This window comes from Providencia sp. PROV261 (assembly GCF_028477945.1).
GTDB lineage: Bacteria > Pseudomonadota > Gammaproteobacteria > Enterobacterales > Enterobacteriaceae > Providencia > Providencia stuartii.
On sequence record NZ_JAMPMC010000023.1, the window covers coordinates 16,269 to 30,316 of the forward strand.

A 14,048-nucleotide genomic window follows, 5' to 3' on the forward strand; every position below is an offset into this window, starting at 1 on the left:
TTGCTAAAAATAGCCGCACTGCTGATAATGTTACTGGTAACTGTTACCGGTAACAATTCGGTTTCTATCATCGGTAAACAAAAAATAAGCGTACCTTTTTTATTTAACACCTGAGGAGTTTCCCATGAGTGATACCCAAGCACAAAATTATACATTTGTTTTTATGGGGGTATCGGGTAGCGGTAAATCGGCTGTCGCAAGCGGTGTCGCTCAAAAAACAAATGCGGCTTTTTTAGATGGTGATTTTCTGCATCCGAGAGCAAATATTCAAAAAATGGCTTTGGGCCACGCACTGAATGATGAAGATCGCCAACCTTGGCTTGCAGCATTAAATGATGCCATTTTTGCAATGCAGCGAACCAACCCTATTTCTTTGGTTGTATGCTCTGCATTGAAAAAAAGTTATCGCGATAAGTTAAGAGAAGGTAATAAGAATCTCTATTTTATCTACCTGAAAGGGGATGCTGAGCTCATTGAAAATCGCCTCAAAGCACGTAAAGGGCACTTCTTTAAGCCTGAAATGTTGGTATCACAATTTCAGGCACTGCAAGAGCCTACATCAGAAGAACAGGATGTTCATGTTGTCGATATTCGCCCATCACTTGATGAAGTGATTGAAAATACACGTACGGCTATTCATCAAATTGTTTCTGGAGGCAATTCATGAACACCCCAGTTGAAGCATTAAGCACACTGACACTCGTTCTGACTGCGGTCGGCTCTGTGGTTTTATTACTGTTTCTTGTCATGTACGCCCGTTTACATGCTTTTGTTGCATTGATGATTGTCTCTATCGGCGCTGGATTATTTTCAGGTATGCCAGTGCAAGACATCACAGAAACGATGCAAAAAGGGATGGCAGGAACACTCGGTTTCTTGGCTATCGTTGTCGCACTTGGCGCCATGTTTGGGAAAATTTTACACGAAACAGGCGCGCTCGATCAGGTTGCGACAAAACTACTCCAATTATTTGGGGAGAAAAGAGCGCATTACGCTGTAGGGATCGCCGGTTTAATCTGTGCATTACCACTATTTTTTGATGTTGCGATCGTGCTGTTGATTGGGGTGGTATTCGCTGTAGCAAACCGCACAGGTCATAATGTTGTTCGCATGGCTATTCCGTTGTTTGCAGGGGTAGCAGCTGCGGCTGCGTTCTTACTCCCAGGGCCTACACCAATGTTGGTTGCTTCACAAATGGGCGCCGACTATGGCTGGATGATCTTAATTGGTCTGTGTGCGGCAATACCCGGTATGTTATTGGCAGGTCCACTCTTTGGCAGTTTTATTAGTAAACACGTCAGTATTGATATCCCAGCGGATTACCAAGCACCAACGATGGATCACGGCAAAATGCCAAGTTTCGGGTTTAGCCTATCTTTAGTCTTGTTCCCATTGGTATTAGTAGGCCTGAAAACCATCGGAACACACTTGGTTGAAAAAGGCTCTACGCTTGAGCATTGGCTTGAGTTTATTGGTCATCCATTTACGGCTTTATTATTAGCGTGTCTGCTAGCTGTTTACGGTTTAGGTTTCCGCTATGGCATGAATAAAGAAAAAGTCATGGAGGTTTGCTCTGCGGCAATCCAACCTGCGGGGATCATTTTATTGGTAACGGGTGCTGGTGGTGTCTTTAAGCAAGTACTTGTTGATTCCGGTGTTGGCCCCGCATTAGGTGATTCATTAATCGGTGCAGGCTTGCCTATTGCCGTTGCGTGTTTTGTCCTTGCTGGCGCTGTCCGTGTGATCCAAGGCTCGGCAACGGTAGCCTGTTTAACAACGGTTGGGTTAGTCTTGCCTGTAGTTGGTGAGTTAGGTTATTCAGGGGCACAATTGGCGGCATTAGCGACTTGTATTTCTGGTGGATCACTCATTTTAAGCCATGTGAATGACTCCGGTTTCTGGTTGTTTGGTAAGTTTACGGGGGCAACGGAAGCTCAGACATTGAAAACGTGGACCATTATGGAAACTATCCTCGGTACTACAGGGGCAATAGTCGGTATGATCTTCTTCGCTTTCTTGTAATTTAACGACTCCCCGAAAGCCAATCGCGTTCGGGGAGGAGTGAGCAAAATAGGGCAATTCCAAAGAGATTCATTAAGCGAATTTTGTATGACCACTCGATAGGAGATCCGTACCATACGAGCATTGTTGTTTATAGGGGCGATGGTAATAAGAGTGGCAGATAATGCGATGAATGTATTTGCTGCTAAAAAGAATGGCGAGAGCGTATCTCGCCATTTGCTTTTTAGATTAGTTTAATAACTGGCTAAGCTGTTGATAAAAGCCTTGCGCACTTCTTTTATAGCCTTCGGCAGATAAGTGAACATTATCAGGTCGTGCGAGATCCTGTGCGGCCCATGAACGAATCGAGCAAGGCCCACCCATAAAATCCTGCCAATCCCAGAATAGAGTATTTTCTTGTGCTGCTATCGCTTTTTGGATCTTGATAACATTCTTTAAATGCACAGGCATTTTGGCATCGCAGCTTGTGGCATCGTTAAATTTAATTGAGTCATTAGGGCCGACTAAAACGATGACACTTTTTGGCATATATTGGCGGATTTGACGAATTTTCTCACGCAAGCTTTGCTGGTACGCAATTAAATCTAACTTGTCGTTGAATGCTTCGTTAGTGCCATAAGCTAAGATCACCATATCGGGTGACATCTGTGCCAATGTTTCAACCCATTGTGGCTGCCATTTATCAATCATATTGATTGTCGCGCCATTAATGCCGATCGCCGATAACATAACGCCCGGACGATTTGAGCGCAACATCCACCCTCCTAGCTTGAGGTTATTGTCATTACTTACAGTAACTTCAGCCGGTAACTGAGTATTCACAGGAGAAGAGAAGCGCCAATAATTGCCTGTTGCGGGTAATGCAACGGGTGATGAAGCCGCAGGGGAGACACTCATCTGACTGCCCGCTGTGTTTTGGTAAAGAGCTTGCAGTTGATAAACCCCATTTGCCGCTTGCAATGGCATCAGTTGTACAGTGCTCGCCGATGTCATTGGTAACGCGATAAGCCCACCAAGAGGGTAATCGAAACGCTCATCCTTACGGCTACTAAACAGTTCCCATTGCTGTTTATCGCTTCTACGGTTAATTGTCGCAGTACGCTGCCCCGGAATGGAAATCGCAGGTACAAAACCTGGCCCCGCATCACCATAGCGTTGTTGGAACAATGTTCTTAAATTACCGCTAAAGAAATCGGCAGCAGTATGAGAATCCCCAATTTGAACAATATGGACCTGTTGATGACCTTGCTTTAGTTTGCTCGCAAAGTGGCTGAGGTTTGGCTCAGCGTTATTGATGAGCTGCCCACGTACATTCACATTTGTGAGTGTACCACCTCGTGTTGAACCTTGACTCGTCCGCTCGGCATCTTGTTGACAGGACAACAAGCTTAGCGACAGCAAAGCGATGACGCTAGCTGCCGCTAACTTGGATTTGGCTTGACGCAGTTTGTTCTGCTTCATGAGGTATCTCTTTTTCCTCTTCAAAATGAATTAATGAAAATACTTTTTCAGCTATCGCTTGTTGCCCTTTAGGGCTGAAATGGATCCCATCACCACTTCTGAGCTTAATTTTGCTGCTATCGTCGCCGAAATAATCGGAGTAAGTGAGGTCTTTGTATTTAAAGACATCATTCACGGAAAAATAAATTTCACCACTGTTTTCGACTTCGGATTGATAGAGACTCCTTAGGAACCTCATACCTTCTGATAGAGTAGATTTGCGCATATTGGGAGGGCCAACCCAGATAACATCGACATTATGTTGGCGCGCAGTCGTTAATATATCATTAATGCGAGAACGATACACCTGCTCCCATATTTCGCTTTTAAACTTCACATATTTATAGCCCGTATCTGGTGGCATATCCCATGGGTCATTAGGGCCAAGGAAAACCACCAGCACTTTAATTTTAGGGTTATCATTCAACGCTTTAGAAATGGTTTGCGGCCAATTAAAAAAGCGTGGATAAGCAAGCCCCGTGCTTTGCTTACTCAGGTTAATGCTATCGATATTATAGTGTTTCAATAGCATATTTTTCACATGTGGTGCGACACCTTGCATCATCGAATCACCCGCAAACAGAACCTGATCACCTTTCTCTAATTTCGCCACCGTTTTAGGCTCAATAGGCCCGGTATGAGCGACTTTTACTGGACCGAGTTTGTTGCCCTTTAATGTCGCCCGCGCTTGTTGGCGTTTGAGTAATTCAGGGAAGGTGACAGAGAGAGATTCTGCCGGATAGAGATAGCCATTAATAAAATGTAGCCCAACTTGATAGCCTTCAGGAAAGGTGCGTTTGCTATTTTCATTTGCGATGGCAAGTGCTTCTGCGTCTTTAGTATCTTGAGCATGCTGCCCTGACACATGATAGAGGAAAGTACTACCCGCAGCGAGTGAACCCTCATTTAAATAAGCACCATAATCCCAAACAGGGTTTCCAGACAGAGACGCCCAAGGGGGATCGCGGTGATATTTTTGCTGCCAAAAACGCTCTAATGAACCTTGATTGAGCCAAATTAATAATAGCCCTACGACCAAAACAATAAAAAAGACTTGTCCGGTTTTTATTAGATTTCTTTTAAACTCAGAAGTTAGCATAAATAAATCCCGGCATTCCTGAAGGTGAAAGCATAAACATAACAGTCAAAATAAGCGCGAGTGGAATAGGGTAATAGTACCAAGCTATATTTTGGTACTTTTTCGCAATATAGTGATATGACTGTACAAAATAAGGGTACAACAGCAATAATGCCCAAAATGCGATTAATAGGCCGAGGTTGGAGCCTATCGATGCAATAAATCCAGGCGCCCCAAACTGTGAGATCATCATGAGTGCGTCATCAAAGGTTTGGCTGCGGAAGAATATCCAAGCAAAGCAGACAAAATGGAATGTCACAATGCGCGATATAAGTGTGGTCGCGGTGTGATTAAATCGATTATTGGCCCAACCTAATTTTTCCATCCATAGATTCTTAAGGTTGAGTAAGACAATCCCTAGGCCATGAATGGCTCCCCAAATAACAAAGGTCATTGCCGCACCGTGCCATAATCCAGAAATCACCATTGCCAAAAAGACATTCGTATTCATCCGACTAAAGCCTTTTCGGTTGCCTCCTAGTGGGATATAGATATAGTCACGGATAAATGTCGAGAGGCTAATGTGCCAACGCGCCCAAAATTCCTTTAAGTTGGCCGCCATATAAGGCGCATTAAAGTTAACAGGAACTCGAAAACCTAAGAGTAAGGCAATACCAGTTACTAAGTTGGTATAACCTGAGAAGTTAAAATAAATATTCCATGCATAGGCATAGGTTGCGACGAGTATTTCCCCTGCACTGAAGCCTGCTGGCGCATCAAAGACAGGGTTCACAAAGTTTTCCGATAAATAGGCACTAAATAGAAACAGTTTAACCAGCGCTAATGAAATAAGTAGGATTGCTTTTCGCGCATCCAGTATTTCGCGGCTTTCTGCTTGAATTTGTGGAATAAAATTCTTTGCTCGGTTAATTGGACCAGCGACAATACTCGGAAAAAAGCTAAGGTATAGCACGACATCGAAGAAATCGGCTTTGGGGATCTCTTTGCGGCAAACTGAAAGTGTATAGCTGACGGAATGGAAAGCATAAAAAGAGAGTCCAAGCGGCGCTAATAATTCAATAATAGGTAAACCTACATTAAGCCCCAATTTATCGAAGGTTTGCTGGAGTGTTTCTTGAAAAAATGAGTAGTATTTAAATGCAGTAAAGCAACTGATTATTCCTATCGCGAGTAATGTAAATACCCATTTATTGGAAAGCCAATTTGAAACCCAATTAGTAAGAAAATAAATAAATAGGGTATAGCCGAATAAGATATAAGCAAAATCGGGATTAAAGGAATAAACAAAAAAATAACTTGCGGTTATTAGTAGCCCATTTTGAAGCTTCGCACTAGGCTGGCAGCTCCAGTAAATAAGGAAAAATACCAAAAAAGAGCCAAGAAACTCGAATGAGAAAAAATTCATATAAGACTCAGATTGTTAATTATTGTTGCATACTCGTCATACATCAAGTTAGCTGCGCTACCGACTACATTTATTCACACGTGCCACAAAATAGGGGATCTACTTAGTGTGTGTTTCTGTATCGCTTAACGGCATCTCGAATTATTTGAAGTATAAATGTGTATTCACATCATATTAATAATCGGCCTGGTTGCAATAAGAAAAAATCCACTTTATAAAAAAGTGGATTTTAGATGAGTACTTGTACCTGGTGATACAAATTAAATTCGAGTCGATGCCGTTTTTTGAGCTTGTGTAATCAGTTCTTCATTGCTCACGTACATCTCTTGCAAATAACGGTTATAAGAGGAACCTAGTTGTGAATACCCTTTCATATCATTGATAAGCTTGGTTGTATCTAGCTCATCTTTTGATAAACGTTGTTTTGCTCTAGACGATCGTAGTGACTCGTAGGCATTGTGAGTATTCATATTCTTCATATAGGCAGACACGGTCTCTTCAACAGAGTTATAGGCGGAATAGCCTTTAATTTTCCCCTGATTGACTTGGCAACCTCTGCCGCATCTCATACCAAATAAATTACCGTTTTGCTGTGCTAGCTGTGACGTTCCCCAACCTGACTCAGTGGCTGCTTGGGTCGCAACCAAATGGGTTGGCATGATATCAACACGGCTTAACAGCTTATCCCAATTGACTCTATTTGGGCTGGTACAGGTCATACCATAGCTATTACATATTTGAGCTAGACGGCGAAGTTCTTGTGCGCTCCACTTTTTGTTTTTGCGTACAGAAAGTAACCATTTACGCTCAGCCATGATTTCTTGATTGACTTTTTCAATCACAGGGACAATCGTTTTTAAAAACGCTTTCTTACGTGGTGTACCGGATGGGTATTTTCGCAAATCAGGCAGAGGTGTATGAGCCTGATTTGAGCTCTGCACGGCCTTGTGAGAATACTCTTTCTTGAGTGTGGTACTGGTACTTGTTGAGCCAAAACTCAACCCCGAAAATAAAAATAACAGTAAGAAAGCGAAGACTGCGTTTGTCCTCATCGTTCGAGAGGGCATTTGCTTCTCCTAATTTCTCTGAACAAAAATCGAGCGAATAGTAACAGAATAATTTTTGGGTAGCTACTTTTATCCGGCTGACTTTAGCTAAATTACTGCATTTTCACATTGTGATTTATTTTTTGTTTAACTTACCCTTGTTTAATAATGTTTTTGTATTTCTTATGTTAATATTACATTTAAAACTAATAAATATTAATGATGTATTGATACAAAAAACAAGTTAACCTAACTCAAATATGGGTAAATAACATACAGTTCACCTCGTTATTATAAGGTTATTTTGCTTATTTATTAAGCGATCGATAGCCTGTTTTTTATACAAAATTGGTAATTTGCGTTTTTATCAAAGGGTGATGATATTAATATGAGCAGTTTTCGGGTGAAAAAATGAGCTAGAAAATGCGGAGGAGGGGGTGAAAAATCGGTGGAAATTTAGCCTAAGTGAGCAATCTCCACCTATTTTTGTTTAGGTTGTTTTAAAACGACAATCGCTGCTGCTGTTGATCCTGTTTTTGCGCTTTGGTGGATAAGGCTGGAAAATCAGCGACGGTCCAATAGGTTTGCGGAATAGGCAATTGGGCCATCTTTTTTGTCGGTAATAACCTAAGTTGCGCAAGCTGGTGTAAAACATAGCCTCGATACTCGTTAGGCAAACTTAAACGTAAGTGCTCAGTGGGTATCATTTGCAAAGGTATTAAAGGATAACGATTATCTGAGGTATCGTAGTCACGGGTTAACACAAGGAATTTTTCAGGAACTCGTTGGTAGCTATTCCACCATAAGCCATCGACACGGTCGAACATCTTCCGAGTTTGTGATTTACTATTCGCACCTAGCTGCTCCAATGCGATAGGCAGGGTGTTTTCCAGAGATTGAGAGAACATCGGCAATGATTGCGCTCTCCCCTGTAAAATTAATGTCATGGCTAAACGGGCGCCAAGTAGGTTGGAATAGAGGTCTTCTGGTGAAAAAGCTGAGATCCCCTCGGAAAAGCCGGGAACAGATTGGTAACCATACCATTGGGCAATTTCATGCCAAGCTGCTAGCTGGAATGCCAATTTTGCTGCTAAATAAGCGCTAAGTGTATAACGCTCCTGAGCGGAAGTCGGGGGCGCAAATGAGTGGAAGACGATTTGTCGGCTAGCCAGTTCATCACTTAATTTGAGCGTCCAGCCTTCCCCCAGTTTTGGGTAAATTTGACTAAACAAAAAGAGGGTATAGTCAGCCGTGTCCCTGACATGGGAAATATCGATAAACCCGCCTTTCTCGCTATATAACAGGCCAACCTTTTCCTTACTCACGCCCATTAAAGCGGCGGTGGCCCCGAAAAAGCTATCATTGTAATGATGTTCACCTAACTTATCGGCTTCGACGATATTATCAATCGTATAGAAAGGAACTGGGATACCCCAAAGTTGTGCGTGCAGATCATAGCCAAAAGCGCAACAGGCTCTTAGGCCTTGAGGTGGTGCTAGAGGGGATAATACTGGCCATGTCTGAGTCGCTGATTCGTGAGTATCACTACTCAGCTCAGGAAGAACGTTGGGTAGCTTGTAGGGGGTAGTGCTTTGGCATGCTGCTAATAATAAAGTGAATATAAGCATGATTAATCGCTGTAACATTAAAAAGCTTCCCCTACTTGAAAATAAAAACCAGTGCTATTGCGACCAACCCCAAAATCGAGCCGTACATTCATACGTGGTTTGAATTCAAAACGATAACCGATACCCGTGGTAGGCAACCAATGACCTTCACCTAATTCAGCCGTTTTATTGCTCATCGTGCCTGTACCTACCCAGCCGACGATACCATGACGCCAATCGAGTTTATGCCGTAACTCTAATTGTGTCGTAAAAATATTATTATCGCGATAGCGACCTTCATAGTAGCCTCGCATACGATTGGCGTTACCTAATAATGACAGCTGATCCCATGGTACTTCACCCGTGGTAAATCGTGCATAGTTATCGAGTGCTATGACTGTGTTTTCAGTGAGCTCGTGGTAATAGGCGTATTGTAATTGGGTACTTTGAAAACGTGTATCGCTGCCAAAACTCGGCGAAAAATAAGTGTAGACCGCTTCGAAAGCCTGCCCGTGATGCGCATTTGGCAAAAAGTCGCGTGTATCATAACTAAAGTAGGCACTCATGCCTGAATTAATAACAGACTGCCCGCCAATTGATTGTTGAAAATAATGTTTAGCACCATCATCAGGGTCGTTAGCATTAATAGAAGAAAAGTTCCAGCCGAGCCCAATATAAGTAGCGTCGGTGAGACGATAGAGTGCACGAGGCGTAATTTCAAATTCTTGAGAGTGATATTTTTCTTTATTATGGTCATTCTTACCGGCGGTGTAACCTTTCCCCCAATAGTAGGTTGGAATATTGTTTAACGTACCAGAAACAAATAACCGCCATTGGTCATGGTCAATAAAGTTATAGTTGGTAAAGTTAACGCCAAATGCGCCTGTAGAAGAGGCAAAGCCACTTAAACCTATTGAAGACGGTTGAGTCTCTTTATCATTTTTATCAATGCGGTATAACCCCACTAATGCAGTACCTATACCAATCCCCATTTCGGGGGTGTAGAAAGGGCCGAGCAATAACCCCCAATCAATGGTTTTACTCTCATCGAAATGGTTTGTACCACCAAGATCATTTAACCAGCCATCAATTTTTTGCCGATCAGGTAGCAGTTCCGCTTGCGTGGGGAGGGCAATAAAAAGGCTGAGCAGTGTCAGCCTTAATAAAGAAGAGTGTTGTTGCTGCAGCATTAAAAACGAAACTCACCTGAGATATAAAAACTATTGCGGTTATTAAAGCCAACTTCGGTCAGAACATTAAAATTGCGAGTCAGTTCAACGCGTGCGCCGACAATGTTATTCCATTTATGGGCAAGATGTTGTTTAACATCGAATTTTGTGTCACCGGGTGCAAATATCATCCATTTGCTTAAGTCAGGAGGTAGATCAAGCTTACTGATATCCCCTTTAAAACGTTGGGTAATATCTTGGTACATAGCACCAGTCCAAACTTGAATTTTTGTATTTCCTTGACCGCTAATCAGAGGATCAAAAATAAACTCATAACCCACACGTGGGGTAATAACTAAGGCTGAGATATCGCCGTCTAAAATATCTAGATTTGTTCTAGTATAGTTAGCATCTAAGGTTGTAAAGAATTGGTTGTACCCGCCAGCAAAAGTGACACCACCGCCGTATGTTTTCCCTTCATACTCTAATTCGAAAGGTAAATTCTTCCCGATAGGGATAATCCAATCTGTGCCCCAAGGTAATTTCATTCGGGCTTCTACGTTATTTAGATTTGTTTTTGATGTTCCTTTTGTTTTTCCATAGAGCCCATACACATTCATAAAAGGGAACACCCAAGCATCAAGCTTTAAGACATGTGACTCATTTTTACTACGTGTATGCCCAGTTTCGATATGGAGTAATTTCTCTAAGTCCATATTTGAATTAGAAATAAAACCGATTTTATCCACGACAACATCTTGACGCAGGTTCATATAGCCGTAGCTCACACCAAAAGGCTCTGGGATATCGTAACCGCGGGCGCGTGCTTCATCGCCCCAAATTGGTAATACACGAGATTCGCTTGAGGATGAGCGCGTAATACCACCTTCGCTGTTATTTTGTGGAACGCCAGACTCACTCATGGTGATTGAAAAAAGTGGGCGATCACTATCAGCAAAGCTGACAGGAATAGAAAAACAACAAGAGAGTAGCAACGCTTTGCTAAGTTGAATGCGTGTCATAAATAGGCTCAACATTGAAATAAACAAGGGAAAACAAGTCTATAAAAGACGAGTGATAAGTTTAGCATAATAGGGGAATTAATAGATGGCGTTAAATGCTGTGTTTGAAGAAAACTTGAGCTTGGTCAATTACTTTTTATAGTCTATTAGATTGAGAAGGAAGTGCTCACAAACAATAAAAGAAGCGGGGAGCTTCTTTTATTGACGATCGTCTGATTATTTCTGTTTGTTTTGATGAAAATGCACACGCTCATGGAAGTAGGCTTTTAAATGATCTTCCATTTGGTGTACTTTCTGCTCTAATGCATTGATCAAAACATCATCATTGTTCATATCAAAAACACGCTCCATCGCGAGCTGATCAACGTACTGTTTTTGCTCTTTGGTGAGTTCTGCCATATCTAAAGCCCATATTTAAATGTCATAAAAGAGAGTATCCAAGAGGATAGTTGAATTAAGGTTATTGTGCCTGAGTGACTTCGGATTGAAAAGTAGAATAAGTTGTTGTCGAATAATGACTATTTCCAAATATACAGATAATCATTTTAATATGAATTCGTTAAGATTATTCACAATATAAAACGATAGACTAAGCTGCTATCCTTTGCCGAGTAAATAAATTATAGGCTTATATAATGAATAATAAACAACAATACCTCGATATTGCCGCCGGTAAAGGTGAAAAAGAAGCATCTATGATGGTGGCAATCCCTGCCTCTGAATTAACGTTATCTCTCTTAGAGCTACGTTTAGAAGAGCAAGACTATTTTACTGAAGGTGAAATTGATTATTTACCTGAAAGTGAAAGTGATTTTTTCTTTTCATGTAAACGCGGAGAAGAAGAACTGCGTTTTTATGTCTCATTAGTGGATAGTGATCCTGAGTACGTCATTAATCCCTATTTTTCAACCGATCCAATCAGCCCGGAATTGTATGCAGAGGCAAGCGCTGCACCGCAAGCGGTGATTGTTGAGTGTCTATTTCGAGACCAGCCATTGGTTAGCTATCTACAGCAACTAAAACTTATTCAAATATTAGTCCCTGATTTATTGTTGGGGCTTGATTTATCGGCGGCAGGGAAAGTCTTTACTCGTGAATGGTTAAATTTCCAACTTATCGATGACTTAATGCCAAGTATCGATTCTTTATATGTTGTTCACGCTATTTATGATCATGACGAAAGTGAAGAGCAAGAGAACGAGGAGCGTGGCCCAACCATGTATTGGTTCCACACGCATGGCCTTGCACGTTGTGGCTTATCCGAAGCGGAAATCATTATTCCACATCCGATTGCTTCCTATTACGGTATTCCAGAGCTATTTTGGAGCTTTGTTAATAACAGCATTACACATGGCAAAATTGAGTTTAATGAACCAATTTTTATCGGACAAACAGAAAGTGGTTATGAGTATTTAGTGGCGCTACCGTTTGAAGAAGGCTTAAAACATGTTGGGCAATCAACGCCAATTGATAATTTGAAACCACTCGAAGAGATGAATTATGAATTTGGCGATGCTGATTCCAATCGTTTTATGGGGGATTGGCAGGATCGTGATGAGTCTCATCAACATCCGTCTGTGATGCTCTTTAGAGTGACACAAGAAGAACCAGTTTTAGAAAGCTTTTTTAAAGGTTTTGAAGATCAAAACGCCATGATGTTTATGCGTACCGACGAAGAAACGGCGGATATGTCTCGTAAGGCTAAATTGCGTTGGGAATACTTTACCCATATGCTGGATAACTATGGTCCGAAACCTGTAGTACAGAAAAAAGGCTTCTTTTCTAAGCTACTTGGAAAATCAGACACCGAAGAAGAGAGCGAATGGCGTTTCTTGGTGAAATGTGGCATCGGTTATCGTGACGAGGAAGATGACTACGATGGCCATGAGCATATGTGGTTTGAACCCGTTTCATGGAACGGTGATCAGTTTGAGGGGCGCTTGATCAATCATCCTTTCTATGTGAAGACGATGCAGGAAGGGGAAGTATATCCTTTGACTCGTGATGATATCACCGACTGGACCATCTATTACCAAGACGGTAATTATACTCCGGATACCATTTATAAATTACTGTCTGGGTCTCAAGTGCATTAAATCTCTGCTTAGCTGCACTCGGATAATTTAGCGTATAGAATGGGTACTTTGAGTACCCATTTTTATTACAGAGTGTCGTATATGAATGAAACTGAATTATATCAATATGCGTTATTTATGCTGTCTCGCCGTGATTACGGAACGGCGGAATTATCAGCACGCATGAAACGGCGTATGTATGAAAAAAATGACGGTATTATTGACGAGCCGTTGATTGAGCGGGTAATTGAACGTTTAGGTGAACAGCATTTCCTGAATGATACTCGCGTCATAGAGCTACAGTTACGTAGTTATATTCGTAAAGGTTATGGACCATTACGGATCAAGCAGGAATTACGCCAAAAAGGTTTTACTGCGACTTTAATTGAACAGCAGTTTGAGCAGCTTGATGTGGATTGGTTTGAGCTTGCGACGGATGTGCGTTGTAAAAAATTCGGCGATGAAATTCCTCGCGACTTTAAAGAAAAAAGCAAGCAAGTCCGTTATTTACAGTATCGAGGTTTTTCAGGTGATATGATTTTTGAACAGTTTCGATAACCCATCATTTAATTTTTTAATCACATGCCTACGCGTACACGACCCCTCAAAACAACTAGATTGGTGCGGCTAATCGGTTTTCTCCAATTCCAGATAAATGCTATTTGCAATACGACGTGAATAGTTTTTACCCTAGGAGGCATTATTACGGCCTTGATGGTGCCTGTTTTTTTACACGCCGGACAAAAGACTTTCATACCCTCTGTAGCGATATCGATATCTTTCCGACTAGCAACATCGCTTCCTTCTAATACAGTACCGCCCGTTGATGTGGTATCTCCTTTTTGAATCACTTTACGGTTATCAATGGTGCAGCGCATTTTCTTCTTTGTGCCTAATCACTTCGTTTTCCTTGACGTACTAAATGCCAAATGGTTGTGCCTAGATCATTTTTACCCACATCAAAAGCAAAATCCCCTTGCTCAAAATAGGCCTCTAATGGAGATCCTGTTTCATTGTGGTAATACCTGTCCACTCCCCATTAATTAAGACACCCTAAACTAGCGTTTTCTAACCGTTGACTGATTTCCCTGTATTGCATGGCT

Annotated in this window: 13 protein-coding genes; 4 read left to right on the plus strand and 9 right to left on the minus strand. The window is 41.7% G+C overall.

What is annotated here, in order from left to right; all coding sequences use genetic code 11:
* The first annotated feature begins 124 nt into the window (after positions 1–124).
* Both gntK and gntU read left to right on the plus strand, forming a co-directional pair.
* Positions 125–667 (plus strand): gluconokinase, encoded by a 543-nt coding sequence (gene gntK / locus PR675_RS13370; RefSeq protein ID WP_004925965.1) that lies wholly within the window; start codon positions 125–127, stop codon positions 665–667.
* Positions 664–2,022 (plus strand): gluconate transporter, encoded by a 1,359-nt coding sequence (gntU, locus tag PR675_RS13375; RefSeq protein ID WP_004925967.1) that lies wholly within the window; start codon positions 664–666, stop codon positions 2,020–2,022. The genes gntK and gntU overlap by 4 nt, the downstream gene beginning before the upstream one ends.
* 228 nt (positions 2,023–2,250) lie before the next feature.
* Here the strand turns inward: gntU and PR675_RS13380 are convergent, their stop codons facing one another.
* From PR675_RS13380 to PR675_RS13415, 8 genes are all read right to left on the minus strand, one after another.
* Positions 2,251–3,483: an SGNH/GDSL hydrolase family protein gene (locus PR675_RS13380; protein WP_060560905.1), complete on the minus strand. Its 1,233-nt coding sequence runs from the start codon at positions 3,481–3,483 to the stop codon at positions 2,251–2,253.
* Positions 3,434–4,621 carry an SGNH/GDSL hydrolase family protein gene (locus PR675_RS13385; RefSeq protein WP_041705094.1) on the minus strand — a complete coding sequence of 396 codons (1,188 nt, stop codon included), beginning with the start codon at positions 4,619–4,621 and terminating at the stop codon, positions 3,434–3,436. The genes PR675_RS13380 and PR675_RS13385 overlap by 50 nt, the downstream gene beginning before the upstream one ends.
* Positions 4,608–6,026, minus strand: coding sequence for an MBOAT family O-acyltransferase (locus PR675_RS13390; protein ID WP_004925973.1), 1,419 nt, complete (start codon positions 6,024–6,026; stop codon positions 4,608–4,610). The genes PR675_RS13385 and PR675_RS13390 overlap by 14 nt, the downstream gene beginning before the upstream one ends.
* Before the next feature lie 260 nt (positions 6,027–6,286).
* Positions 6,287–7,093, minus strand: coding sequence for a protein bax (locus tag PR675_RS13395; RefSeq protein WP_014656915.1), 807 nt, complete (start codon positions 7,091–7,093; stop codon positions 6,287–6,289).
* Between the two features lie 479 nt (positions 7,094–7,572).
* Positions 7,573–8,718, minus strand: coding sequence for a DUF4056 domain-containing protein (locus PR675_RS13400; protein ID WP_014656914.1), 1,146 nt, complete (start codon positions 8,716–8,718; stop codon positions 7,573–7,575).
* On the minus strand, positions 8,718–9,869 hold the full coding sequence (locus PR675_RS13405) for a BamA/TamA family outer membrane protein (protein WP_272582763.1): 1,152 nt from the start codon (positions 9,867–9,869) through the stop codon (positions 8,718–8,720). The genes PR675_RS13400 and PR675_RS13405 overlap by 1 nt, the downstream gene beginning before the upstream one ends.
* Complete coding sequence (locus PR675_RS13410; protein WP_014656912.1) at positions 9,869–10,870, minus strand: hypothetical protein; 1,002 nt, start codon at positions 10,868–10,870, stop codon at positions 9,869–9,871. The genes PR675_RS13405 and PR675_RS13410 overlap by 1 nt, the downstream gene beginning before the upstream one ends.
* 216 nt (positions 10,871–11,086) lie before the next feature.
* A complete protein-coding gene (locus PR675_RS13415; RefSeq protein WP_004925981.1) occupies positions 11,087–11,269 on the minus strand; it encodes a hypothetical protein in 183 nt (60 codons plus the stop codon).
* 236 nt (positions 11,270–11,505) lie between these two features.
* Here PR675_RS13415 and PR675_RS13420 point away from each other — a divergent pair, with 236 nt between their 5' ends.
* The gene (locus PR675_RS13420; protein WP_004925984.1) at positions 11,506–12,966 is read left to right on the plus strand and encodes a DUF4026 domain-containing protein; all 1,461 of its coding nucleotides are present in this window, start codon (positions 11,506–11,508) and stop codon (positions 12,964–12,966) included.
* An 81-nt stretch (positions 12,967–13,047) separates the two neighbouring features.
* On the plus strand, positions 13,048–13,503 hold the full coding sequence (locus PR675_RS13425; protein WP_014656910.1) for a regulatory protein RecX: 456 nt from the start codon (positions 13,048–13,050) through the stop codon (positions 13,501–13,503).
* A 20-nt stretch (positions 13,504–13,523) separates the two neighbouring features.
* Here the strand turns inward: PR675_RS13425 and PR675_RS13430 are convergent, their stop codons facing one another.
* Complete coding sequence (locus PR675_RS13430; RefSeq protein WP_036942061.1) at positions 13,524–13,823, minus strand: PAAR domain-containing protein; 300 nt, start codon at positions 13,821–13,823, stop codon at positions 13,524–13,526.
* Positions 13,824–14,048: the final 225 nt, after the last annotated feature.

Bases quoted from the DNA above. Each gene is read 5' to 3' on its own strand.
- PR675_RS13385 (WP_041705094.1), bottom strand. From the start codon at position 4,621: ATGCTAACTTCTGAGTTTAAAAGAAATCTAATAAAAACCGGACAAGTC.
- PR675_RS13400 (WP_014656914.1), bottom strand. From the start codon at position 8,718: ATGTTACAGCGATTAATCATGCTTATATTCACTTTATTATTAGCAGCA.
- PR675_RS13380 (WP_060560905.1), bottom strand. From the start codon at position 3,483: ATGAAGCAGAACAAACTGCGTCAAGCCAAATCCAAGTTAGCGGCAGCT.
- PR675_RS13425 (WP_014656910.1), top strand. From the start codon at position 13,048: ATGAATGAAACTGAATTATATCAATATGCGTTATTTATGCTGTCTCGC.
- PR675_RS13430 (WP_036942061.1), bottom strand. From the start codon at position 13,823: ATGCGCTGCACCATTGATAACCGTAAAGTGATTCAAAAAGGAGATACC.
- gntK (WP_004925965.1), top strand. From the start codon at position 125: ATGAGTGATACCCAAGCACAAAATTATACATTTGTTTTTATGGGGGTA.
- PR675_RS13420 (WP_004925984.1), top strand. From the start codon at position 11,506: ATGAATAATAAACAACAATACCTCGATATTGCCGCCGGTAAAGGTGAA.
- gntU (WP_004925967.1), top strand. From the start codon at position 664: ATGAACACCCCAGTTGAAGCATTAAGCACACTGACACTCGTTCTGACT.
- PR675_RS13415 (WP_004925981.1), bottom strand. From the start codon at position 11,269: ATGGCAGAACTCACCAAAGAGCAAAAACAGTACGTTGATCAGCTCGCG.
- PR675_RS13395 (WP_014656915.1), bottom strand. From the start codon at position 7,093: ATGCCCTCTCGAACGATGAGGACAAACGCAGTCTTCGCTTTCTTACTG.
- PR675_RS13390 (WP_004925973.1), bottom strand. From the start codon at position 6,026: ATGAATTTTTTCTCATTCGAGTTTCTTGGCTCTTTTTTGGTATTTTTC.
- PR675_RS13405 (WP_272582763.1), bottom strand. From the start codon at position 9,869: ATGCTGCAGCAACAACACTCTTCTTTATTAAGGCTGACACTGCTCAGC.
- PR675_RS13410 (WP_014656912.1), bottom strand. From the start codon at position 10,870: ATGACACGCATTCAACTTAGCAAAGCGTTGCTACTCTCTTGTTGTTTT.